Genomic DNA, 21,640 nt, shown 5'->3' on the forward strand with positions numbered 1-21,640 from the left:
GTAAGAATTAATATTCATGACAGTGCATGATGTTATACAAGTTGTTATACAAAAGGTAATCAGTGTAGTATTCATGTAGATTTGCTATACTGAGATTGGACAGAATCTCTTTATATATGATTGGTTGCCGCCGCATATAGTTAAAGAAGATTCTGTTTTTATTCCGTCCAACCTGTTTCATCGTATGAAAGTTTTAATACCGCAGTCTTTTCAATTAATTCCCAATCCATTTCAATACCTAGTCCATTACCTTCCGGTGCGTGAACATAGCCGTCCTGATCAGTTCTAATCGTTGTTAGCGCTCCAAACTCCAATGGTTCTACTGGAACTGCTTGCTCAAAGTACAGACTATTGTTACAGGCTAACATCAAATGTAAATTGGCAGCTTGCGATAGAGTATAGCCCCAAGACTGAAGTTCCACCGTCATCGAATTTGCTTCAGCAATTCCCATGATCTTTTTCGTTTGCGTTATCCCGCCTGCAAGCGTAGTATCTACACGTGCGCTTGACCAACAGCCCTCTTGAATGCCTTGTTCAATTTGATTTAAATGAAGCAATGTATTACCCGCTGGTAAGATCGGAATCGAAACCCGGGATCGTAACTCTTTATAGCCTGCCAAATCTGTATCCGGTAGCGGTGCTTCCAACCAAAGATAATCATACGCTTCGACTATTTTGGCAGCTCGTAATGCCTCATCCCTCGTATAAGCGGATTCGATATCTATCATAAATTTAAGATCGGAATCTTTAAATCTTTTATGAATAGCTTCTACTAAAGCCATATCCTCTTGAAATGTGCACCACGTATGAAATTTAATAACTTTATATCCCTGCTCTTGTAATTCTTGAACATGTTGAATATACTCTTCAATACTTGACAGAAACGGAGTACTTGCATAGGACAGAATTTTATTTCTCGCGCCACCAAGTAGTTGATACAATGGCAGTTTTACATATTTTGCAACCAAATCCCATAAAGCGATATCAATCGGCGACTGTGCTTGTGGTGTCATTTGGACACATCGACTAGCGAGTAAAGCAAAAAGTTCTTCTCTCTGAAGAGCTGATTTCCCGATTAGGAATGGGACTAAATGACGAATAGATTCCGCAAGACTCTTATCTACGCCTTCTTCCGTCCAAGAAATGGCCCCACCAAATCCTTCATAGCCATCTGAAGTGTGTATTTTGACAATTGTATTGCTGATTGTTAAGTCGGAATAATGGGATGATGTTTTATATTTCGCATCAGGTCCAGCTACAACAAACACTTCGACTTTATCAATTTTCAGTTTCATACCTTTTTCTTCTCTCCTTTTTTTAAAAAAATACTACTAGTTTTTTGCATCCCCCCTTTCAAGGAATAACCTGTCAATCTAACAAATAGACATCTGGAATATTCGTATCTACAATATGTTTTCTTAATACAGCAATAGCTTCTTCAGTGGAGTTTCCATTCACAAAAACATCAACCAATTCCTCGTGTTCCGTAAACCATTTTTCTAATATGCCCGACTTGCTGTTTTGATAGAGGAAATGAAGCCGAATTCTATGAACGATACTTTCCCAAATTTGGATTACATTTTCCAAATCGGAAGATCTGACGATTAATTCATGCAGTTGTATATCCAACTCGATAAATGTCGATAAATCTTGATATTGTATAGCTTTCTTCATATTTTCAAGAATAGTTTTAAATTGTTCTTTTGTATCTACTCCCCAAGTTGAAAATCCTTTTTTCAAAGCGAATGTTTCAATTTGAAGGCGCATGGGGATTAAAAGTTCGATCACTTCTTCCTTTGAAATAGAAGTCACTCGTGTTTCTTTATAAGGTTCGGAAATTAGCAAACCTTCCAACTCCAATAGCAGCATAGCTTCTCTGACAGAAGTTCGGCTAACCCCTAAGTCTTTTGATACTTGAAGTTCAGTTATCTTTTCTCCCTGTTCTAATTTCCCTTCAAATATTAACTTTTTAATTTCTTGTGCAATTTGATGCTTTAATGAGCTTTTTGAAAAGTTATTCGTCATATGAATTGATCAACCTCTCAGACATTGTCCTATTGTCGACAATCGTTTTAATTATTGTATAATAAGCAATCCTCATTGTAAAGACTTTTCCGAAAACTTTGACGTATTATGTCATAAGCAATTCCAACAATGAGTATCGAATACTACCCTTAGACCACCATGCAAATCCCCCTAATTTTCCTCTTACCATAAGAAAAACCCCTTTCCTCTAGTTAGAGAAAAAGGGGTCGAACAGCGGACAGGGTCCTTCCTGCCACATTGTATTTTCTTCTATGAAGATTGTACACTTACTCTACCGCTAACCGCTTAACCGCTTCAAATAAAATCGTCGCACCATCCGCCAAATGTTCCGCATCGGACCATTCTTCTGGACAATGGCTAAGCCCGTCCTTACTAGGAACAAATACCATGCCGCATGCGGTGAAATCTGACAGCACCATCGCGTCATGCCCTGCTCCACTATTCATCGTACAATAAGGAATCGCTAACTCTTCACTTATATTCTTAAACAGTCCACGAATTTCCGGATCTAATTCTTTCGGCTCTATTGACATAAGTTGATCAGCAATGGTGTGAATACCATCCACTCCATTATGAGAAGCTACAAGCTCTTTTACTCGATCTAGAGCGTGTTGTATATGTTCTTCCTTGCCCGCGCGAATATCCACTGAAAAAACGACTTTGTCAGGAATCACGTTCGCGCCGTTCGGGAATACTTGTAGTCTTCCTGTCGTAATGACTGTACCGTTGCCTGTCTCTTTCGCAAGTTGAGGAAACGCTGCAATCAGTTGCGCTGCAGATACTAGCGCATCCGAGCGGCGATCCATTGGTGTAGTGCCTGCGTGACCTGCGCGTCCTTGCACAGTCACTTCCAGCTGCACTAGCCCAACAATCGCTTCTACGACACCAATACGGATGCCCTTCTCTTCCAAAATCGGACCTTGCTCGATATGGAGTTCAAGAAATGCTTTTATCGTCTCCGGTCGTCGAATTTTCTCTTTGGAAGGATCCAGTCCAATGGCTGCCATTGCGTCTGTAGCTAAAATGCCGTCTTTATCCGCTACTGCAGTAAAATCCTCTTCTATCATAACGCCCATCATGCCCCGTGAACCCATCAAGCCGCCACCAAAACGAGAACCTTCCTCTTCTACCATCGCAAGTACCTCGAGCGGATAATCAGGCGTCAGTTGCAGTTCCTGAAACAGTGCGGCCACTTCCAACCCGATGACAACACCCGCTGTCCCGTCATACGCCCCACCGTTCGGCACCGAATCAAAATGCGATCCGACGATTACAGAAGGTGCATCTTTCAACGTACCTTCTAGCTTGCCAAAAATATTTCCAAAACCGTCTTCTGATACTTGAAGACCATATGCCGCCATTTTTTCTTTAATATAATTTCGCGCTTGCAAATCTTCTTTACTATACGTCAGTCTCGTCACACCTTGTCCTGGTGTGGCTGTGAACTGTCCGAGTAATTCAATATGCTGCTCGATACGCTCTTTATTCGCTGTCATACTATATTCCTCCTATTATAAGAAGCCGACGAAAATTCCTGCTAAAATAACCGACACAATCGTCACGCTAATAAACCCTCCGACAAGCATTGGGGGCAGCATATGACTAAGCAATGCCTCCCGTTCCTTTTCGTCATCTGTCAATGCGTTTACGACTTCATTCGTAATAATATAGTCCGCTGGAAAACCGTACAACGCTGTAAGAGACACCGCAAACGCCATCTCTTTGCTTACCTTTAGCACCTTTCCAATGAAAAACGAGAAAATGTACATGCCGATGATGCCTACTACAATACAGCCGACAAGCGGATACAAAATCTCCGACATCATAGCCGGTGTCGCTTTTTTCAGACCATCTAAAATAAATAAGATTAACGCTAGCATAGCGAAGCCAAATCCATTCGCTTTTTGAAGTACGTTGCGTTCAAGAAAACCGACGCTTGTCGCAATAATTCCGAACAGTAAACAAAGAACATACGGACTGATCGTAATGATTGGCGCGAGAAGCGTAGAAGCACCGTAGGCAAGAAAACCGACAAATGCCAAACGGAAAAACTTGAAATATTCCGTATTATATTTTTCCGGCATCTTGTTAAACATTTTCAGCTCGGTAGACGGAAGTGACGCTCCTTCTACTGGACTGTCCTTCAATTCCAATTCGCCACTGCGATACTTCTGAAGAAGCATCTTTCCTTCTTTTTTCAAGACAATCGATGTCAGCGGATAACCCGCAAAGCCTTGCATGACATAAATCACAACCGCGAAAACAGACAGCGTGACAAGACCTGCTTCAGCTGCACCTTCAGACATGATCAACGCTGAAACTATACCGCCGACTAAAGGTGGGATTGCTACTAATACCGTTTTCACATCAAATAGCAATAGACCAATCGTAAATAGAAACACAATGATACCGACTATTCCGGAAATTGAAATCAAAATCGTTTTCCATTGCTGTTTCAACTGCTGAATAGAAAGCATCGTTCCCATATTCGTTATTAATAAATATATTAACAAGGTAGCAACTGCTGGCGGTACACCGGCAATCGCAACGATATCCTCAGGGAAAAACGTCCAATACCCAAATAAAATTAACACCGCACAAACAAAAATTGATGGAATCCATGCTTTTGTACGAACTGCAATAAAATCTCCGATGAATAAAATCCCCGCTAATATAGCAAAAGCAAGCATTTGTGGCATATCATCCACTCCTCTCTAGATGTAAAGTAATAGTATATAGTAACACAAGTTAATTGAAAAGTAGGCACCTTTAAAAAAATGCAACATCTTTACTAAGTAACCTATTAAAGTACGCTACCATGCATTTTTCTTTTTGATTACGTATTGATTTACGCCTCTTTTTTTGCATCTGCCGATTACCAGAATAGGGCCAAAATTCCGCAATGTACGTGTACGGCTTTTTAAAGTCACTCATAAGATTTGATATTTTCCACCTGTATTATTACACTAAAGATATACGATACGTATAATACCTACTCCCTATACTAATTCACTGTACCGTACGTAGGCATTTCTCGGTTTAACTACCCACTTATATATGTAATGAAAAAACAAAGGAGTCACTAGACTATGGTGAAAAAACGAGATATAAAAGTCAAACGGATGTTAGAGTTTTTTATCGAAGCAACTGAACAAGTGATTGAAAAAGAAGGCGTGCAACATGTTACTGCAAGAAAAATTGCCGACTTGGCTGGATATACTAGTTCGACAATCTATAATTATTTTGAAGAACTGAATCATCTCATCTTCTTCGGTTCCTTACGCTTCTTGGATGAATATATTACAGATCTATCCAAGTATATTGATAGAGAGGAAGAGCCCCTTGAAAAATACCTCTCCTCCTGGGAATGCTTCTGTAAACATTCATACAATAATCCCCAAATTTACAATGTGATTTTCATCTCTGACTTAGGGTCAGAACTAAACGAGTTGTTAAAGCGTTACTATAAGATCTATCCCAATGATTTGCTGAAGTTGCCTGAAGAAATCAAAATGCTTGTAATGGAAAACGACTTATCTAAGCGCAGTAAAGGAATGCTCCATAATGCTGTTCAGAATAAGCACTTGTCTGATGAGTCACTGGAAGCTATTGTTGATATCACCATTCTTATGTGGAAAGGCATGTTAACTACACTTCTCAATAACCGGACACACTATACGCCCGAACAAGCTACTGCCATCACAATGAACTACATACGAGAAATAATGAGCCATTATACAAAGTAATACAAAAAAATCATTCCAGCTGCAGACCGGAATGATTTTTATTGTTAACCGCACACATGGTTTACATCTGAAATTACAGCATCCTCCTGCTTTCCTTTTGCGGACAAGAGAATGTATCCACCTTCTTCCCTCACTTCAAATGTCTTAATCTTCACTTTCTCACTAAATAGCGACTTCCCAGTTTCGATATCAAACGCCCAGCCATGCAGTGGACATTTGACATAGTTGTCATGACAACCATACTTGTATTGCTGAGGATCAGAGGCCTCCATAATACCTGAGATAGAGCCAAACTCCAATGGCGCTCCTTGATGAGGACACATATTGTTAAACGCCCGCAGTTTCCCCTCTACATTCACGACTACAATCGTCATGTTTTTAATCGTTACGATTTTACGCTTACCGCTAGGCAACTCCTCTGCTTTACATACGACAATCTCATTCTTCGGTTTGGTGATCATTGAATTCCCTCCCTATATTAAAATCTGTACGTTTCTAAAGCATTTTTATAGAAGATTTTCTGCTTTAAATCCTCTGGAAAATGAGCAAAGATATCCATCGTATGTTCCCCATCCCAATGCGGGTAGTCACTAGAGAACATGAGCATATCTTCTGCATCAATCATATCCACTAAAGTCACTAGATCTTTTGGATGGAAAGGTTCTTCAAATGGCTGTGTCGCCAAACGGATATTTCTTCTGATATATTCACTAGGCAGCATTTTCACCCAAGGGATTTCATCTCTCAATGCTTTCCAGTTTTTATCTAATCTCCACATCAAATGCGGCATCCAAGAGAATCCATATTCTACAAAAACGACTTTTAGTTTCGGGAATCGCTCGAATACACCTTCACAGATCAGACTGTTAATTTGTCGCATCGGTACAATCGACAGTGAAGAATGCCATTCCATATAAGTCGATGCCGGACCGATAAATTGGGCAGGCGAGTATTCACCTGAACCTTCAGAGTCAGGATGCAGGACAATCGGCAAACCGTACGCCTCTGCAATTTCATAAATCGGCCAAAAATGACGCTTTCCTAAAGGAATATTGATATTTTGCAGGTTAATCCCTACAACGCCCGGTTTCTTACCAATTCGTTCAATCTCTTTAACCGTAGCATCGGCATCTACCGTTGATACGACCATATCAATTTTGAATCGATCGTCTGTGTTCACCCACTTATCATATAGCCAGTCATTGCATGCAGAACTGTAGGCTGTCGTAACATCCACATTATGATACGGCGTCATCGTGCCATGACCTACATTCAAGATTCCGTACGTTGTTCCAAACTTATCAAATAAGTCTGTTCCCACAAACGCAGGGTCAGAACCTGGAATTCCGCCCGACGGAGTAGTGGCGTCTAAGCGCAGTACATGATTCGGGTTGTGATAGCGTGTTTTAGGAAATTCGAAAGCTCCCGCAGTCTGGGAACTCAAAAAGCTATTACTGAACTTCCCAAAATTCATCATCTTATGCAGCCATTCATCAGAATAAGGTACTAACTCATCTAAAGATCCTAAAAAACAATGAACATCCACATCAATTAATTGTGTCTTTTTATTTGTCTCCGCGTCATTGACTTGTGTATTATCCGTATTGATAACCATCCTCGACACCCCTTTTTAGTTGATTACTGCTGCTTGTTTAATAATTTGTTTAAGTTTGACTTTCTCATCGCCCAGCTGATCTGTATTCACGATTACAGATTGGCTGATCAGGCGGCGTATAGGCAATACATTCGTAGGTTGGTTCACAATCAAAGCACCTACCACCTTGTTTTCTAGCAAATAAAACATAGTGAACGTATCGTCTTCCATAGAACCTCTTAGAACGGTTTGATCCCACGTAGTAGGGTGCCCTACATATTGAATAGCGAGGTCATGCTGATTTGACCAGAAATACGGTATCGTTGTAAAAGGTTGTGAATTAGGCTGCAACATGTTTAGTGCCGCAGTCGCTCCCTGATTCATGGCGTGATCCCAATGCTCGATCCTGATCTTTTCCCCACTGATTGGATACGTCCATCTTGCACAATCTCCTGCCGCATAAATATCAGCAACAGATGTCTCACAAAACTCATTGACAATAATTCCATCATCAAAATCTAAAATTCCCTCTACTAATAGGCCATCCGTAGAAACGCCTATTCCTACCAATACACCGTCACACGCTAACTTTATACCATTCTTCGTCTCCACTTCGCGTATGGATGAATCGCCTTTAAATTGAGTAATATAATCATCTGTAAAAATCTCAATGCCTTTCGCACGGTGCTTTTCGGCAATATACGTACCCATATCTTCACCTAGCACTCTCGATAAAGGGGTTTTTGCTGCTTCGAATACAGTTACTTGCTTACCAGCAGCTAGCATGGAAGCTGCTACCTCCAACCCTATAAAGCCTGCTCCAATAATGGCTAAGTGATTAATAGAAGACAATTGCTCCTGTACCCTCGATGCATCCTTTTGCGTCTTCAAATAGAAAACGTTTTCAAAATTCTGTTCATCCAACGGCTGCAGTCGTCTTAATTTAGAGCCTGTCGTAATCAACAACTTATCCCACCCTATTTCTTCACCGTCGTTGAGAATGACCGTTTTCTTATCAGGACGTAATTCAGTTACAGATTTCCCAAGTAACAGTTCCATTCGATCGTCTCGGTAGAATTCCTCAGGGTGTAACAAGATACCATCATTATCCATCGTTCCTGCCAAATATTCTTTAGATAGTGGCGGCCGGTCATAAGGAAGGTTTTCGTCTCTATCTATAAGAACCACTTTTCCTTCATAGTCATTATCAAGTAATGTTTTTGCAGCATTGACCCCTGCAATGCCCGCCCCGATAATTACGATTTGATTATAAGTACTCAATTCTTCCGCCTCCATTCAGTAAGGTTTTATATAGATTAGATCATCAACGACTAGCACTTCATATGTTTCAACCGGATCTTTAGCGGGTGGGCCCTGGGGTTCCCCTGTCCGTACGTCAAATTGCGAAAAATGGAGGGGACATGTTACAAAACACCCATCAAGTTCACCGTCAGATAATTCCACATGTGCGTGACTGCAAATATTGTTAATCGCATAATACTTACCTTCAACCTGACAAAGCATGATTTCTTCGTCATCTACTTCAACGCTGATCAATTCTTCATCATCAAAATCAGAAACCTTAGCTACAGGAACAAACGCTTCTAGCTGATTCAATATAGTAACCACCCCTACACAATTGATTGTGTTCAATTAATGAACATGTTCATGAACTTGTTCAGATAATAACATCATTTTTTTTCACTTGCAATAGTTTCTAGTAAAATATTTTAAATATTTAATATACATTTACTTTTCCAGTTAATTAACCTATAATAATGCCATTAATGAACTTGTTCATATAAAATACAAGTTCACACTATAAGGGAGGAGATAGAAGAGTGATTAAAACGTAGACATAGTACAACATCAGACTCTCGATACTGCTTTTACGTGTAAACGTACATTACAATGGCATGTTAGAAGAATCTATTAAATTACTCGAGGAGGATGGCTATGCAAAATCCCAATACAAAGGATAATGTAATTTTCAAAGTTTCTATTTCAATTATCACGGTTTTTATCATTTTCGCTTTTTTCTTTAATAAAGCACTCGGTACTTTCGCTTCATCCGCATTAGGACTAGCTGTAGATTATTTCGGTTGGTTTTACTTACTAGCTGCTTTCCTAGTTGTTGGCCTATTAGTTTGGTTATGCATTTCCCCTTATGGCAGCATTCGGCTTGGGAAAGATACCGATCGACCAACCTATAAAGGACTGACATGGTTTGCCATGCTATTTACTGCAGGGATGGCGATCGGCCTCGTCTTCTTTGGACTAGCCGAACCAATTTACCATTACGTGAATCCTCCTTATGGAGAAGGAAATACAGCGGAATCTGCAACAGTCGCCATGAAATACAGCTTCCTTCATTGGAGTCTTCATCCATGGGCGATGTATGCGATCTTCGGTCTGGCGCTAGCTTACTTCCAATACAGAAAAGACAGACCTGCTTTAATTAGTTCAACGGTCATTGGTTTGTATAAAGGTAAAAATGAAAGGGCTTTCAAATATACAGTAGAAATATTTTGCGTAGTAGCTACTGTTTTTGGCGTTGCGGCTTCCTATGGAGTCGGTACATTACAGATGGGAGCCGGATTGGAACACGTTTTCAATATCCCTAATACGATGACGACACAGTTCATTATTATCGGTGTCATCTCGCTCATCTATATCACTGCCGCCATTTCGGGGATTGAAAAAGGAATCAAGCTAGTATCCAATCTTAATATAGCACTAGCCATATTCCTATTGGCTTTCGTTTTTCTAATGGGTCCGACACTACAAATTATCCAAGTGTTCATCAGCTCACTGGGTGCATACATGAGTGACTTCGTTTCCATGAGCTTAGGAATTGAGCCTTTCAAAGATAATAAGTGGCTTGGGGAGTATACAGTATTCTATTTAGCATGGTGGGTATCCTGGGCTCCTGCGGTCGGAATCTTTGTGGCACGTATTTCGAAGGGACGTACGATTCGTGGATTTATTGCCGGGGTTCTATTGGCACCGTCCTTTTTAGGAATGATCTGGTTTTCCGTTTTCGGAGGAACCGGCTTACACTTCCTACACGACTTAGGCTATACAGCATTGGCCGATCAAGCATTCGCAAATAGTGCACTCAGTATGTTTGCATTTTTGGAGTACTTGCCGCTAACAACGTTTATGAGTATTATCACCATTATTCTGATTGCCCTATTCTTTATTACAAATGCTGAGGCAGTTACTTTTGTACTCGCGATGCTGAGTCAAAATGGTGACCTAAACCCTACAAGAAAAGTAAAAGCTACATGGGGCGTATACATGGCAATCGTGACGGGTCTTCTTTTACTAACAGGTGATTTGTCCACTATTCAAACATTGGCAATCATCACGTCATTCCCGCTAACTATCTTAATGCTTTTCATGTGCTATTCGCTTTTAAAGGAACTATCGAAGGAAACGATCCCTACAAGAATAACGGGAAATAGACTTTCCAATGCAGAAAATAAGGAGACTACTCCATTAGGTACGTCAATAGAGTCACAGCAAATACCTGTCACACAAAATATGACGATAAAAAAATAACAACAATACATCCGCTACATCTAAAACAGGCTGTGGAAAAGTCTTGATCTTCTCTGCAGCCTGTTCGATTTATGTTCGGGATGCTTTGTATGTCCGCTATTGTAGTTGAATACAATGGAAGTACTACCGGCACAGGCCTTAAGGGAGATGTGGAATGAATAACATTATCTGGATTCTTATTTTACAGTTACTTTACGTCCCCTGTTTCACATTGCGCACAATCTTTATTGTAAAACAATTAAGAACTCAAGCAACCATTCTTGGTGCAATTGAAGCCTTGATCTATATTTTTGGATTATCACTTGTTTTTGACGGAGAACAAAGCTTTATGAGCATGCTCGTATACGCACTCGGATTCAGCATCGGCATATTTGTCGGAACTCTAATTGAAGAGAAGCTGGCGATTGGTTATACTGCCATCCAAGTGAACATTCCTACGCTAAATCAGCCGCTCATTGACCGGTTGCGGCAAGAAGGATATGGTGTAACAGTTTTTGAAGGCACTGGACGTGATAGTGTTCGATATAAACTCGAAATCCTCACGAAGCGGAATCAGGAAGAAGGGTTATATGATTTGATCTGTGATTACCAGCCAAATGCTTTTATTATCACGTACGAACCAAGAAAGTTTAAAGGCGGCTATTTGTTAAAGGCAATGAAAAGAAGAAAGAGAAAATCTACAAAAAAAGCACCCGAAAGCTCATCGATTTCGTAAGACACTTCTTCAGATATCCGTTGAAGAAAACTCTGAACTGTTACGTTGTCTTTCAAGAACTTAAGTACAAATTCTAGCGGAAGCACATATATGGCGATGCGTGAAAGAGGCTCCAATCGCTTTACGCACCAAAAGAAACGGTTCTGAATCCAGAGAACCGTTTCTGATGCTCCAGTACGGGTTTTAATATACAGGTACCCTTTATTAAGTTCCAACAATTTTCTTTCCTCTGGGCTGTTTACTAGTAGTATCTGGTTCCAACGTAATCCCGATAGTGTCAAATATGTTAAATTTCGACGTGTCAACTGTCAAGACACCGTAACCCGCCTTATCCGGTCTAAAGACACCTGCACTTTGACGTTGACCATTGTCAATCAACCACACTTGATACACTTCTTGCCCTTCTGTTTGAGGAAAATCGAATACATTTACGACGAGCTCCTCTTTTCCACTTTTGTTTACCAAAAATGCTTGACCATATACTTCGCCAAATTCTTCCCCTGCAACATGTAACTTCATGGATGCCGTTATCTCACTGAATCCTTCTTTCGATGGGACTTGAATAAGCGGAGCCATCAACAAAACAATACCTATTAACATCACGGCAATCAAACTTGTCGTCAAGGGGGTAAACTGGTTTCGTGCCGATCGGAATAGAAGTTTCATTTTTCCCCATCGTGTTACGTTCAACTGTTCATTTTCGAACACAAAATTCATCACGTCTTCTTTTAACCCTAATGGTTCTTCAACAACTTCAAAATCGAAGTGCATGGCCTCCCACATTTTCTCCTCAGCACCATCCAAATCACGTGGGAGGGATCGATTAGACAAAGACTTTTTTTCATCCTGATCTTTGGGGTCATTTTTCATTGTCGCTTCTCCCTTCCATGCTTAATCGCAACTGTTTTAATGACTGATGAAGCCGGCTTTTTATCGTTCCAAGGGGTTCTTGCTCAATTTCTGCAATTTCCTGAAGTGTGCAACCTTTCCAATATAAAAGATCGATTAAACGTCTTTGTTTCTCAGTGAGTTTCAGTTTTGCATTATGTATTAACTGTGCGTCGATATGCTCGTCAATTTTATTTTTCGGATCCGCTATATGTTCAATCGTATCAACATTGCCTAAAAACTTGTGCCGCCGTTCTTTCTTTACATAATCAAGACAAATATTTCTTGTAATTGTTAATAGCCAATTGATAAACTTCCCTTTTGACGCAACATAGTGACTTTGAGTCGTCCATAGCCTTAAATAAACAAGCTGTGTAATTTCCTTTGACATTTCCAATTGATTATTAGAAAATTTATACGCATAGCTATATACGAGCTTCCCGTATCGGTCATATAATTCCTCAAGTGCGTGGCGGTTCTTCTTTTTCACCAATCGAAATAGTTCCTCATCGTTTTTTGTACGCACACAACCGCACCCCTTCCCGAGTGAATATTCTTATTCCTCTAATAATACCAATAAGATCGCTTGCTGTTAACAGGAAGCAATTTATGTGCGCATAAAATAAGGAGAAACCATTCAGGTTTCTCCTTTTCCAAAAGTTATTTTCCGAACTCAGTCTTGTCATTCACTACAAACCAGACATCTTTGACGCCTTCCCCATTTACATCACCTTGTGCCTCGTCTTTTACAAAGTAATAAAGCGGATAGCCTTTATACGTCAACTGTTCTTCACTATTGTCTTCACGAGTAATGCTACCGAAGTCGGCCTTATTATACCCTTCCGGCACGTCATAATCAGTAGCTTTTACAATCGGCCAATTTGCGAGGCAATCATCCGTACAGTTACTCTTTCCTTCAGCGTCTTTTTTGAAATAATATACTGTCATTCCTTCTTCATCCGCTAAATAATCGCCAGTTTTATCATTTGATAAGACTTGCAGGGCCGATGCTGTCGTTTCTGAACCGTTGCCTTCGTCTGAGACTGATTCTGTCCCCTCATTTCCGCATGCAGCAACTATGGCCAGCACGATTAACAACTGCAACCCAATGAACCATTTTCTCATCTTTCATTCCTCCCTCATCCAAGTTTTTTTACTCGTTCACTTAAGGTAACGACTTGAATGGAGAAATGGTTTGTTATTTTTAGAATTCTTTTTAATCCTTTACTTCCAACCCCATTTTTTAAAAACTTAAGTTGTGTGGGGACCTGGTACCGGTTCTCGATATATGCTTGACCGCATCGAGCCCGATGGCACATTTTACAGTTATTTCAGTTCAACGTTTTTCATGATATTTGCTTTACTTTCTCTTGATTATTCAAACCGGGACCCGATCATTTTACAAGCTGTAAGTGGATTAAAAGGGATGAAATGCACCATTCTTGGTCATACACATATACAGTTTACAACCGCTGCAGTTTGGAACACGTCCTTAATTAGCTACGCCCTTCAAAATGCAGGCGTTCCTTCAACTGATCCGGTCATCCAACAGGCTAACCAATACTTGTTAACACGTCAACAGTCTAAATATGGCGATTGGGCAATTCATAATCCTGGTGTATTACCAGGAGGATGGGGATTTTCAGCTATTAATACGATGAACCCTGATATAGACGACACAACGGCTTCACTCAGAGCTATTTCGCGGCTTGCCCTGACAGATCCAGACTATCATCAAGCATGGAGCAAAGGCATTCATTGGACCATGTCGATGCAAAATCAGGACGGTGGATGGCCCGCGTTTGAAAAAAATGTAACTAATGAATTATTGACCTTACTTCCAATCGAAGGTGGAAAGTTCCTACTAACGGATCCTAGTACTGCAGATTTAACCGGGAGAACTCTTGAATTTTTAGGTAGCTACACCGATTTACCAAACAATCACGGCCTGATGAAACGCGGGACAAATTGGCTCATTCATCATCAAGAAAAGGATGGATCATGGTACGGCCGCTGGGGAATTTGCTATATTTACGGAACATGGGCGGCAATTACCGGCCTAATGGCTTCAGGTGTACACTCAAAAGAACAGCCAATTCAAAAAGCCGTAAACTGGTTACACGAAATACAAAATCCGGACGGTGGCTGGGGTGAATCTTGCAAAAGTGATCATGCAGCTAAGTACATCCCCCTTGGATCCAGCAACATAACCCAAACAGCATGGGCACTTGATGCGCTCATTGCAGTCGCGGATAAATCTACATCTGAAATAGAAGCTGGAATTTCTTATTTGCTCGATTCCTATGATAAAAACGATTGGACCACTTCGTATCCCGTTGGACAAGGAATGGGTGGTGAGCTCTATTTCCACTACCATAGCTATCGAATGATCTTTCCTTTGCTTGCACTTGCCCGTTATAAGTTGAAACTTCTTTAATAAGTGCCTCTGCAACATGAAATTCAAAATAGCGTCCTGCACAGGCACCCGAAATTAATTCAAGAAGCTGTTCCAATTCCCCCATAAGTCATACAGACCACAAAAGGAGAAATTCCCTCGACCGATCTTTCCGTCGGGGAATTTCTCCTTTATCACTTTTCAAATTGTCTAAATTGCGTGGGAACCTAGTACCTATTATTTGATTGGTTCTTCTTTTGTCATCGTATTTACTTCTACGATATCGATTGTTTCACCATTATTACTAACTTTCATATCAAAAACAATCCAGTAGATTGCCTCTTCGTCACCTTCAGGCACATTGAACGTTAAGTCAGGTGTATTCGCATTACCCTTGAATACTTTCACTTTCGCTTTAGAGCCTGATAAAGTATTTTCATTATCATAACGACTAGAATAATTGTGAATGTAGAAACGGTACTCTCCATCAACTAATTTGCGAATGGTTGTCGTTTCAGGACCATATGAATCCGTATCATCCCAATCTAAATCAACATACGTAGTTTCACCTGTCGTTGCCTGCTTATTAGCATACCAAACGTGGAACCTATTACCATCTGCTCCTGGTCCCGTCAAATGCGAATCTAAATCACTCGGGTATTCACCCCAATCGAGCATGATCTTCACTTCATTAGAAGCACCTGCACGAATCCCAGTTTCGTTTTGATCCATCAAGAATACATCCGTAGCTGCTACACCGAATATTTGTGATGTAATATAGCCTGGACCTGAGATTTCACCTTGGTATGTTCCTGCTGGTAGATTTACAGAATAATACCCATGACGATCCGTCGTCGCTGTGCCAACTACCTGATTATTCGCTTTGAACGTAAGCGTCGCATTTGCCATACCTACTTCTTGCACATCTGTGATTCGTCCACCAAAACCTGTGCTAATAAGATAAGAAGCTGTTTTCACAGTTCCTGTCACTTTCGAACCTACTGCAGGCGTCACTGCTATTTCTACTTGCTTACCCTCGTTTCCAATTAACGCAATTGGATTGAATGTAAAGCGGTTTTGATTCGAATCATAAGACACATTATTTAACTCAATAGCCTCGTTATCTACCTTTGCTGTTATGTTAAAATCAGACGCGGTTAAACCTGCAATAAATTGTGTCGTATTCAATGAAATACTTCCTGGACTAACTGCAATAGAGTTCAATACAGCTGTTGCAGAGTTATCAGAATAACTAGAATCGACTACGTCCCCAGCAATCGTCACTTGACCATTGTTTAAAACAACATTTTGTGGTCTTTGAGACAACGTAGAACCATCTGCATTAATTTCTGCAAGCTGAATATTCCCAGTACCTAACACTGTTGCCAATGCATTCAAAACAAGCGTTCTAATATCTGTACCAGCTTCTAACGTAATACGAACATTCGTTGCTCTTGAGTTAATTGTTTCAAAGACACCTTCCAGTTGCACACCATACTGACTAGTTTGCATCGCTTCCGATACAACAATATCAGTGAATCCTGGTGCGTTGCCAGTCAAGCCTTGTTCTACTACTCTTGCCGGTGTTTCAAGTTGCACTTCAAATACTTGCGTACTACCTTGTGCCACAATACGCACTGCACCGTTGTTTTTATTTACAATTACTGTCGCTAATACCGAATCGGTGAAATAGATACTATTCTCACCGCCACCATTGATGATTGTAGTCCCTTGAACGGTGACACCATTCAAATGAACATCACCTTCACCCACAGCTGGACCGAGGATGAGATTTCCTTCAATGACCATGTTCTGTAAATTGACTCCAGGACTTGAAACGGTAAAGTCACCTGCTATTACTTGTGTGCCTGTTGCCGGTCCATATGTCCCCGGTTGCGTAGCTTTATTCAACTGTTGTCCGCCATTCCCGTCTTATACTGCTTTTCAACAGCTTTCGATCCGGGCCTACACCGTACAGGCGACTTTCATCGCATACGGCGTGCTATCAGTGGCATGTATATTCTATCACTTATTTCCCCTGCGACCATTGTATCATACATTCACTAAACCGTCACTAAACTTTTAGAATATTTAGGAAAAGGCGAGAATTTCTGCGTTGTTAAATTTTGTGATGCATTTGCAAGTCCGCTAGTATGAGGAGTCCTGCTAAACTATTTGCTAGTATTCACTAAAAATTATTTTCACTTATTCCTCCGAAAAAATTGTTGATCAAAGAAGTTTATACGGTTGGGCATCGTCTTACGTATGGTAGATATCATTTCTTCACTTATACGAGTAGGGTTTTGTCTATATGCGTAATACATTAAAAACGACTCAGCGAGATCTTCCCGCTCCGGAAATTCTTTTGCATAAGTTGAAATGAAATTCCCGTCAGCTTGTTGGGCTGCCTTCCATCCCAGATGGTTGGAATATAGAGGATCAATCGATGTATGTGTCGCTTCGTGGAACAGAACTTCTTCCAATACGCCTAGCCCTATATATTCATCAGCCTGCTCTGTATGAATCAATAGATTATGATTCCCACCGCCAAATGCTTCTTTTCCTTTATGAATCCATACAGTTAACACTTTTTCTCTTAAATAGTTCGGTAGTTGCCCTATTGGACCCGCAAAACGGAGTGCTTGCGACTCAGCTTGTCCAATACTCTTAAACTCGGGATTCACTTGGATTTCAATCGTATTTCCATCGTAGTACTCCGCCCGGAATAAATATGGCACAGCTACGATCCAACTTGCACTTCTACGATCATACATTGTCCTTGTTTCTTTTCCAACATAGCTTAACTTTTTAAAGCTTGATGGATCATTCGCTGTGATGATATTAGGATCTACGAAGACTGTTCCGTGATATGGGGGATCTATTTCAGGTATTCCTGGTGGCTCATAGACAAACTGCTGATACACATCTTTTCCTAACGTGATTCCTTGCTCGCTAACTAGATCTTTCTGCAAAAGTAGCGTATACGTCTTTCCAGGCTGATAAGGGGTGTTTGGTACAAGCAGCAGATGCTCGGGATATAAAGAACTTACCGTAGACACTTCAACCCCCGCTTCATCAATAATCTTTGCTTTATACAAATTTTCTTCCGCACCACTCATTGGATGATTGAACTGGATACGCCATGCCTTCTTAGGTTCGTTAATCGTTCGAAGCGGCTTCCACTGCATAGCCAATTGCAGATTCGGAAGCAACTTCAATGTGTGACTTTCTTGCACAATTGACTTCGCATGTGTAGATTCTACTCTGTCATTCTCTCCATTCTGCGTCGTGGCCGAAACAGGGTGTACAGTAGTAAACAGTAGAATTGCAATGAAAAACGAGATAGGTAACCATTTTCTATACATAATAGCCTCCTGAACATTTTGTTATATTATTTCATTATAGTGTGTTTAGCGCCGCTTACAACGGAAAACCGCCCCGGTGCAAAAGGCGTAAGCAGCTTGTGCGTCTCCTGACAGCCGTTTATGTAATCCTTCATCAGTATACCTGTAATCGGGCTAAGCAAAATGCCGTTCCGGTAATGACCGGTACATATATACAGCCCTTCAATGAACGGATGAGACCCCATGACCGGCAGATGGTCTGCGGCTTGAGGACGTACACCGACCCATGTCCGGTGAATTGTTCCATCACTAAGTACAGGCAATAGATGGGAAGCCCGCTGCAATAGTGAAAGAATGCCCCGAGCCGTTACCGATGTATCAAACGTATCGGGAATAGACGTTGCGCCGATGAGCATTTCCTTATTTCGTTTCGGCACAATATAACAGCCGTCTACCGCAAAAATGGTTTTGACCGGTGCAGGGCCGGCCAATCGGATGGACAAGCATTCGCCTTTCACGGGAATGACGGGCAAGGAAAAGTCGGTGTCAACTAAAAGATGGCTGCTCCAAGCACCAGCTGCAATCGTAACTTGCGCTGCATGAAATGAGCCGATTGAAGTACCGATTCCCATGATGCGGTTTTGTTGAATCAGTAGACGAAGAGCCTTTGTTTCTTCATATACATGAACACCGGCATGTAGTGCTGCTTTCAAAAAGGCCTGTGCGAGCAACGGGGCTTTTACTTGATGGTCTTTTTCAAGAAAAATAGCACCGGCAGTTTGGGACGTCATACAAGGTTCGATCTCCGGCACTTCCTCCGGCTCAAGCCACTGAATGGATGGATCCTTTTTGGACAAAAAGTAATATTGCTGTTGCAACTCGTCCCTATCCTGTTCTGTCGCAGCTGTTTTGATCAGACCGGCTGTTCGTAATTCAATATCAATACCCGTTTCGGACAGCAGTTCATCACGAAGTTGAGGGAACATCCCCCGGCTTTCCAGTGCGATTCCCAACAACGGATTTTCCCGCTCAAACTCATTTTGCGCCCCAAGCATCCCTCCAGCTGCCATAGAAGCCTGTCCGGCTTGGCCTGCATCAAATACAGCTACGCTTAAGCCTTCCTTCGCTAGCCGATAGGCAATCGAACAACCAATTACCCCTCCGCCAATAATCATGTGATCATATATCTTCATTGTCCCCACTCCTCATAAATGGTTAACATACTAATGCCATTGAACATCCGTACAAGAAAATAAAAAAACGCCGCTTTCATAGAAGAAAGCAGCGCCTCATGTATACAGTCTATACCATACAATTGATAGTGCCACTTCCCTCCGCCAGTACAAACTGGATCAGGTTCAAGGAGTCCCAAAGTCAATCACTTTGATCTCAGCCTTTTCAAAGGCACCTCCAGTGGATAAAGTATTCATTTTTTTCAGATTAACATACAAGTTATAATTTGTCATTTGTCATTTAAAATTTGTCATTTTTGAATCCTTTGACTAAAATTCCACATTAAACAGAAAAATGCTTCCCAATCGTTTTCACGTTCTTAAGACTCTTTATCCTAGTCCACACTCAATTATTGAATTGAATACGAACTTTCATTCGTGGTTCCTAGTACCCTTTTAACGAACATATTATATCGATGCCCCCCACTATTGTTCTATCGTTCTACTTTTCTATACAACTAAATACAATAGTGTAGAAGCAAAGCACTATAGGATTTTATCCCAACTCAGATCAAAATGTTCAGTATGGATGATCGATTAGTGACGTAGGGGGTAGTTCAACTATGGAGGAAGTAGTGTCTAACCCAACTAATAGGGAGGACGAGATTTCAACAGCAAGTCGTTTACCGGGTGTCCGGCATACCTATATGAAACCGCGGATTGTTGCTTTCATTCCCGCGCATAACGAAGAAAAATCGATTCGGGATTGTCTGGCAGGATTAGGCGATCAATCGTTGCCGCTTGGCGTCGAGCTGGATGTCATAGTCATTGCGGATAACTGTTCCGATGAAACGGAAGAAATGGCCTTACAAGCCGGAGCGGAATTCAATCTAAACCTGAGAGTGTTGACGACCACGAATAACAAGCAGCGAAAAGTCGGTGCTTTAAATACAGCTTGGAAAAGTATTTATGGAGATACTTTAGCACTATATGATACGAGGCTGACATCTTTTCAAGAGTATTATAAGAACTCTGTGAAAGCGATTCTTGGCATGGATGCTGACAGCAGATTAGCGCCAGGTGCACTAAAAGATCTTTGGGAAGGGCTGATGAGTGCCCGGAATATCGGGGGTGTTATGGCGAAGTATACAATGAGGATGCCTAAGAAGAAAAGTCTGCTGTCAAAGTCCGATCCCTATTATGAAGAAAAGATTTTAACCGGTGAATATAGTGGACCCATTGCGCGTTGGTGGACACATCAACAGAAACAGGATATGGCAAGTTGGTTGTTAGACTTACAATACAGTGGCGGCAGTACGTATGTCTTAGGCGGGCAGGCCACTTTATTCCGACCCGAATCCTTACAAGACGTCATGCATGAAAACAAGCTGGACGGTCCATGGCAGGATGATAGTGATGTAGAAGATATGCACTTGACATGGCAGATTCAGAAAAACTGGAAAACATTGATTAGCCCTACAGCCCGTTGTTATGTGGATGCCATGACAACCTATCATACATTCAGGCAGCAGCGAAATAAATGGCAGTCGGGAACGGTTGATTTACTTACGAATCCGAATATTGATGTACGTTCGAAGCATAGGGGGAAGATTTGGCGTTCCCAATTGAAAACATTTTCAAATCTTTTCATCAGGTTTCTATTCATCTTACTACTCGTTCTAAGCCTCGCAACAGACCAGTTCAATTGGTCATGGATCTGGATTACGCCAGTTCTGATAGCCTCTTTGTTAAACACGGTGCTCGCACTAAAAACACCTATGCACCGGCCAATCGATATTATTTTCGCTGCGTTATTGATCAGTCCGGAAATCTATTTATGGGTAAACCTCATCACGTTCATCAATGTATGGTTGGGAAAACTATCCGCAAACAAAAAGGATGGTTGGGCAATCCAGTATAGTGCCGAAAGAGGACAGACGAAAAGCAAACTTACACAAGGCTTATTCGCAATCATTTTATTCATTAGCCTTGCCATCTATTTTTGTATAAATGAAAGGGAATTTTTAACGAGTGAATCTGTACAAACTTCCATCCGACCTTTTTTACAAACCGGTTGGACTGTACTTACCTACTTAACCATTTTTGCAACACTCATTATGCTCTACCAACTTTGGAGATTAAGAGGACATCATAAGGCGTAGATGGGTTTAACTAA

Annotated in this window: 19 protein-coding genes and 1 riboswitch; of the genes, 5 read left to right on the forward strand and 14 right to left on the reverse strand. The window is 41.1% G+C overall.

Going from position 1 to position 21,640, the window contains the following annotated elements:
• Nucleotides 1-158: 158 nt before the first annotated feature.
• The 4 genes from CSV79_RS11465 to CSV79_RS11480 form a co-directional block, all read right to left on the reverse strand.
• Entirely contained in the window at nt 159-1,295 is a 1,137-nt protein-coding gene (locus CSV79_RS11465) for a mandelate racemase/muconate lactonizing enzyme family protein (RefSeq protein WP_099689193.1), read from the reverse strand.
• 73 nt (nt 1,296-1,368) lie between these two features.
• Nucleotides 1,369-2,025: a GntR family transcriptional regulator gene (locus CSV79_RS11470; protein WP_099689194.1), complete on the reverse strand. Its 657-nt coding sequence runs from the start codon at nt 2,023-2,025 to the stop codon at nt 1,369-1,371.
• Nucleotides 2,026-2,312: 287 nt separating this feature from the next.
• Nucleotides 2,313-3,542 (reverse strand): Zn-dependent hydrolase, encoded by a 1,230-nt coding sequence (locus CSV79_RS11475; protein WP_099689195.1) that lies wholly within the window; start codon nt 3,540-3,542, stop codon nt 2,313-2,315.
• 15 nt (nt 3,543-3,557) lie between these two features.
• A complete protein-coding gene (locus CSV79_RS11480) occupies nt 3,558-4,745 on the reverse strand; it encodes a hypothetical protein (RefSeq protein WP_099689196.1) in 1,188 nt (395 codons plus the stop codon).
• Nucleotides 4,746-5,135: 390 nt separating this feature from the next.
• On the opposite strand from CSV79_RS11480, the gene CSV79_RS11485 reads away from it, so the two are divergent.
• Nucleotides 5,136-5,792 (forward strand): TetR/AcrR family transcriptional regulator, encoded by a 657-nt coding sequence (locus tag CSV79_RS11485; protein WP_099689197.1) that lies wholly within the window; start codon nt 5,136-5,138, stop codon nt 5,790-5,792.
• A 44-nt stretch (nt 5,793-5,836) separates the two neighbouring features.
• Here CSV79_RS11485 and CSV79_RS11490 read toward each other — a convergent pair whose 3' ends face one another.
• From CSV79_RS11490 to CSV79_RS11505, 4 genes are read right to left on the reverse strand one after another with little or no spacing between them, the layout of a single operon-like run.
• Nucleotides 5,837-6,253, reverse strand: a complete 417-nt coding sequence (locus CSV79_RS11490) for a Rieske (2Fe-2S) protein (RefSeq protein WP_099689198.1) — start codon at nt 6,251-6,253, stop codon at nt 5,837-5,839.
• 17 nt (nt 6,254-6,270) lie between these two features.
• Nucleotides 6,271-7,407 carry an amidohydrolase family protein gene (locus CSV79_RS11495; RefSeq protein ID WP_099689199.1) on the reverse strand — a complete coding sequence of 379 codons (1,137 nt, stop codon included), beginning with the start codon at nt 7,405-7,407 and terminating at the stop codon, nt 6,271-6,273.
• A gap of 15 nt (nt 7,408-7,422) precedes the next feature.
• Nucleotides 7,423-8,667, reverse strand: a complete 1,245-nt coding sequence (locus tag CSV79_RS11500; RefSeq protein ID WP_158232524.1) for an NAD(P)/FAD-dependent oxidoreductase — start codon at nt 8,665-8,667, stop codon at nt 7,423-7,425.
• Between the two features lie 15 nt (nt 8,668-8,682).
• The gene (locus tag CSV79_RS11505) at nt 8,683-9,003 is read right to left on the reverse strand and encodes a Rieske (2Fe-2S) protein (protein WP_099689201.1); all 321 of its coding nucleotides are present in this window, start codon (nt 9,001-9,003) and stop codon (nt 8,683-8,685) included.
• 339 nt (nt 9,004-9,342) lie between these two features.
• On the opposite strand from CSV79_RS11505, the gene CSV79_RS11510 reads away from it, so the two are divergent.
• Together CSV79_RS11510 and CSV79_RS11515 are read left to right on the forward strand one after the other, a co-directional pair.
• Nucleotides 9,343-10,950 (forward strand): BCCT family transporter, encoded by a 1,608-nt coding sequence (locus tag CSV79_RS11510; protein ID WP_158232525.1) that lies wholly within the window; start codon nt 9,343-9,345, stop codon nt 10,948-10,950.
• Nucleotides 10,951-11,104: 154 nt separating this feature from the next.
• Complete coding sequence (locus CSV79_RS11515) at nt 11,105-11,665, forward strand: DUF2179 domain-containing protein (RefSeq protein WP_099689203.1); 561 nt, start codon at nt 11,105-11,107, stop codon at nt 11,663-11,665.
• 204 nt (nt 11,666-11,869) lie between these two features.
• Here CSV79_RS11515 and CSV79_RS11520 read toward each other — a convergent pair whose 3' ends face one another.
• The 3 genes from CSV79_RS11520 to CSV79_RS11530 form a co-directional block, all read right to left on the reverse strand.
• Entirely contained in the window at nt 11,870-12,535 is a 666-nt protein-coding gene (locus CSV79_RS11520) for an anti-sigma factor (protein ID WP_099689204.1), read from the reverse strand.
• On the reverse strand, nt 12,525-13,079 hold the full coding sequence (locus tag CSV79_RS11525; RefSeq protein ID WP_099689205.1) for an RNA polymerase sigma factor: 555 nt from the start codon (nt 13,077-13,079) through the stop codon (nt 12,525-12,527). The genes CSV79_RS11520 and CSV79_RS11525 overlap by 11 nt, the downstream gene beginning before the upstream one ends.
• A gap of 134 nt (nt 13,080-13,213) precedes the next feature.
• A complete protein-coding gene (locus CSV79_RS11530) occupies nt 13,214-13,678 on the reverse strand; it encodes a COG4315 family predicted lipoprotein (protein ID WP_099689206.1) in 465 nt (154 codons plus the stop codon).
• A gap of 163 nt (nt 13,679-13,841) precedes the next feature.
• Here CSV79_RS11530 and CSV79_RS11535 point away from each other — a divergent pair, with 163 nt between their 5' ends.
• Nucleotides 13,842-14,990 (forward strand): prenyltransferase/squalene oxidase repeat-containing protein, encoded by a 1,149-nt coding sequence (locus CSV79_RS11535; protein WP_099689207.1) that lies wholly within the window; start codon nt 13,842-13,844, stop codon nt 14,988-14,990.
• A 195-nt stretch (nt 14,991-15,185) separates the two neighbouring features.
• On the opposite strand, the gene CSV79_RS11540 is transcribed toward CSV79_RS11535, so the two are convergent.
• The 3 genes from CSV79_RS11540 to thiO all read right to left on the reverse strand — a co-directional run bounded on the left by CSV79_RS11540 (nt 15,186) and on the right by thiO (nt 19,485).
• On the reverse strand, nt 15,186-16,859 hold the full coding sequence (locus tag CSV79_RS11540; RefSeq protein WP_099689208.1) for a carboxypeptidase regulatory-like domain-containing protein: 1,674 nt from the start codon (nt 16,857-16,859) through the stop codon (nt 15,186-15,188).
• A 290-nt stretch (nt 16,860-17,149) separates the two neighbouring features.
• Complete coding sequence (locus CSV79_RS11545) at nt 17,150-18,313, reverse strand: hypothetical protein (protein WP_099689209.1); 1,164 nt, start codon at nt 18,311-18,313, stop codon at nt 17,150-17,152.
• Nucleotides 18,314-18,339: 26 nt separating this feature from the next.
• Entirely contained in the window at nt 18,340-19,485 is a 1,146-nt protein-coding gene (gene thiO / locus CSV79_RS11550) for a glycine oxidase ThiO (protein ID WP_099689210.1), read from the reverse strand.
• A 119-nt stretch (nt 19,486-19,604) separates the two neighbouring features.
• A riboswitch (TPP riboswitch) is annotated at nt 19,605-19,714 on the reverse strand.
• A gap of 373 nt (nt 19,715-20,087) precedes the next feature.
• On the opposite strand from thiO, the gene CSV79_RS11555 reads away from it, so the two are divergent.
• Nucleotides 20,088-21,626, forward strand: a complete 1,539-nt coding sequence (locus tag CSV79_RS11555; protein ID WP_199171916.1) for a glycosyltransferase family 2 protein — start codon at nt 20,088-20,090, stop codon at nt 21,624-21,626.
• Nucleotides 21,627-21,640: the final 14 nt, after the last annotated feature.

The organism is Sporosarcina sp. P13 (assembly GCF_002743055.1).
Taxonomy (GTDB): domain Bacteria; phylum Bacillota; class Bacilli; order Bacillales_A; family Planococcaceae; genus Sporosarcina.

What these genes read in the sequence shown, in the direction of transcription:
- CSV79_RS11465 (WP_099689193.1), bottom strand. Translation starts at nt 1,295, where the DNA reads ATGAAACTGAAAATTGATAAAGTCGAAGTGTTTGTTGTAGCTGGACCT.
- CSV79_RS11470 (WP_099689194.1), bottom strand. Translation starts at nt 2,025, where the DNA reads ATGACGAATAACTTTTCAAAAAGCTCATTAAAGCATCAAATTGCACAA.
- CSV79_RS11475 (WP_099689195.1), bottom strand. Translation starts at nt 3,542, where the DNA reads ATGACAGCGAATAAAGAGCGTATCGAGCAGCATATTGAATTACTCGGA.
- CSV79_RS11480 (WP_099689196.1), bottom strand. Translation starts at nt 4,745, where the DNA reads ATGCCACAAATGCTTGCTTTTGCTATATTAGCGGGGATTTTATTCATC.
- CSV79_RS11485 (WP_099689197.1), top strand. Translation starts at nt 5,136, where the DNA reads ATGGTGAAAAAACGAGATATAAAAGTCAAACGGATGTTAGAGTTTTTT.
- CSV79_RS11490 (WP_099689198.1), bottom strand. Translation starts at nt 6,253, where the DNA reads ATGATCACCAAACCGAAGAATGAGATTGTCGTATGTAAAGCAGAGGAG.
- CSV79_RS11495 (WP_099689199.1), bottom strand. Translation starts at nt 7,407, where the DNA reads ATGGTTATCAATACGGATAATACACAAGTCAATGACGCGGAGACAAAT.
- CSV79_RS11510 (WP_158232525.1), top strand. Translation starts at nt 9,343, where the DNA reads ATGCAAAATCCCAATACAAAGGATAATGTAATTTTCAAAGTTTCTATT.
- CSV79_RS11515 (WP_099689203.1), top strand. Translation starts at nt 11,105, where the DNA reads ATGAATAACATTATCTGGATTCTTATTTTACAGTTACTTTACGTCCCC.
- CSV79_RS11520 (WP_099689204.1), bottom strand. Translation starts at nt 12,535, where the DNA reads ATGAAAAATGACCCCAAAGATCAGGATGAAAAAAAGTCTTTGTCTAAT.
- CSV79_RS11530 (WP_099689206.1), bottom strand. Translation starts at nt 13,678, where the DNA reads ATGAGAAAATGGTTCATTGGGTTGCAGTTGTTAATCGTGCTGGCCATA.
- CSV79_RS11535 (WP_099689207.1), top strand. Translation starts at nt 13,842, where the DNA reads ATGCTTGACCGCATCGAGCCCGATGGCACATTTTACAGTTATTTCAGT.
- CSV79_RS11545 (WP_099689209.1), bottom strand. Translation starts at nt 18,313, where the DNA reads ATGTATAGAAAATGGTTACCTATCTCGTTTTTCATTGCAATTCTACTG.
- thiO (WP_099689210.1), bottom strand. Translation starts at nt 19,485, where the DNA reads ATGAAGATATATGATCACATGATTATTGGCGGAGGGGTAATTGGTTGT.
- CSV79_RS11555 (WP_199171916.1), top strand. Translation starts at nt 20,088, where the DNA reads ATGGAGGAAGTAGTGTCTAACCCAACTAATAGGGAGGACGAGATTTCA.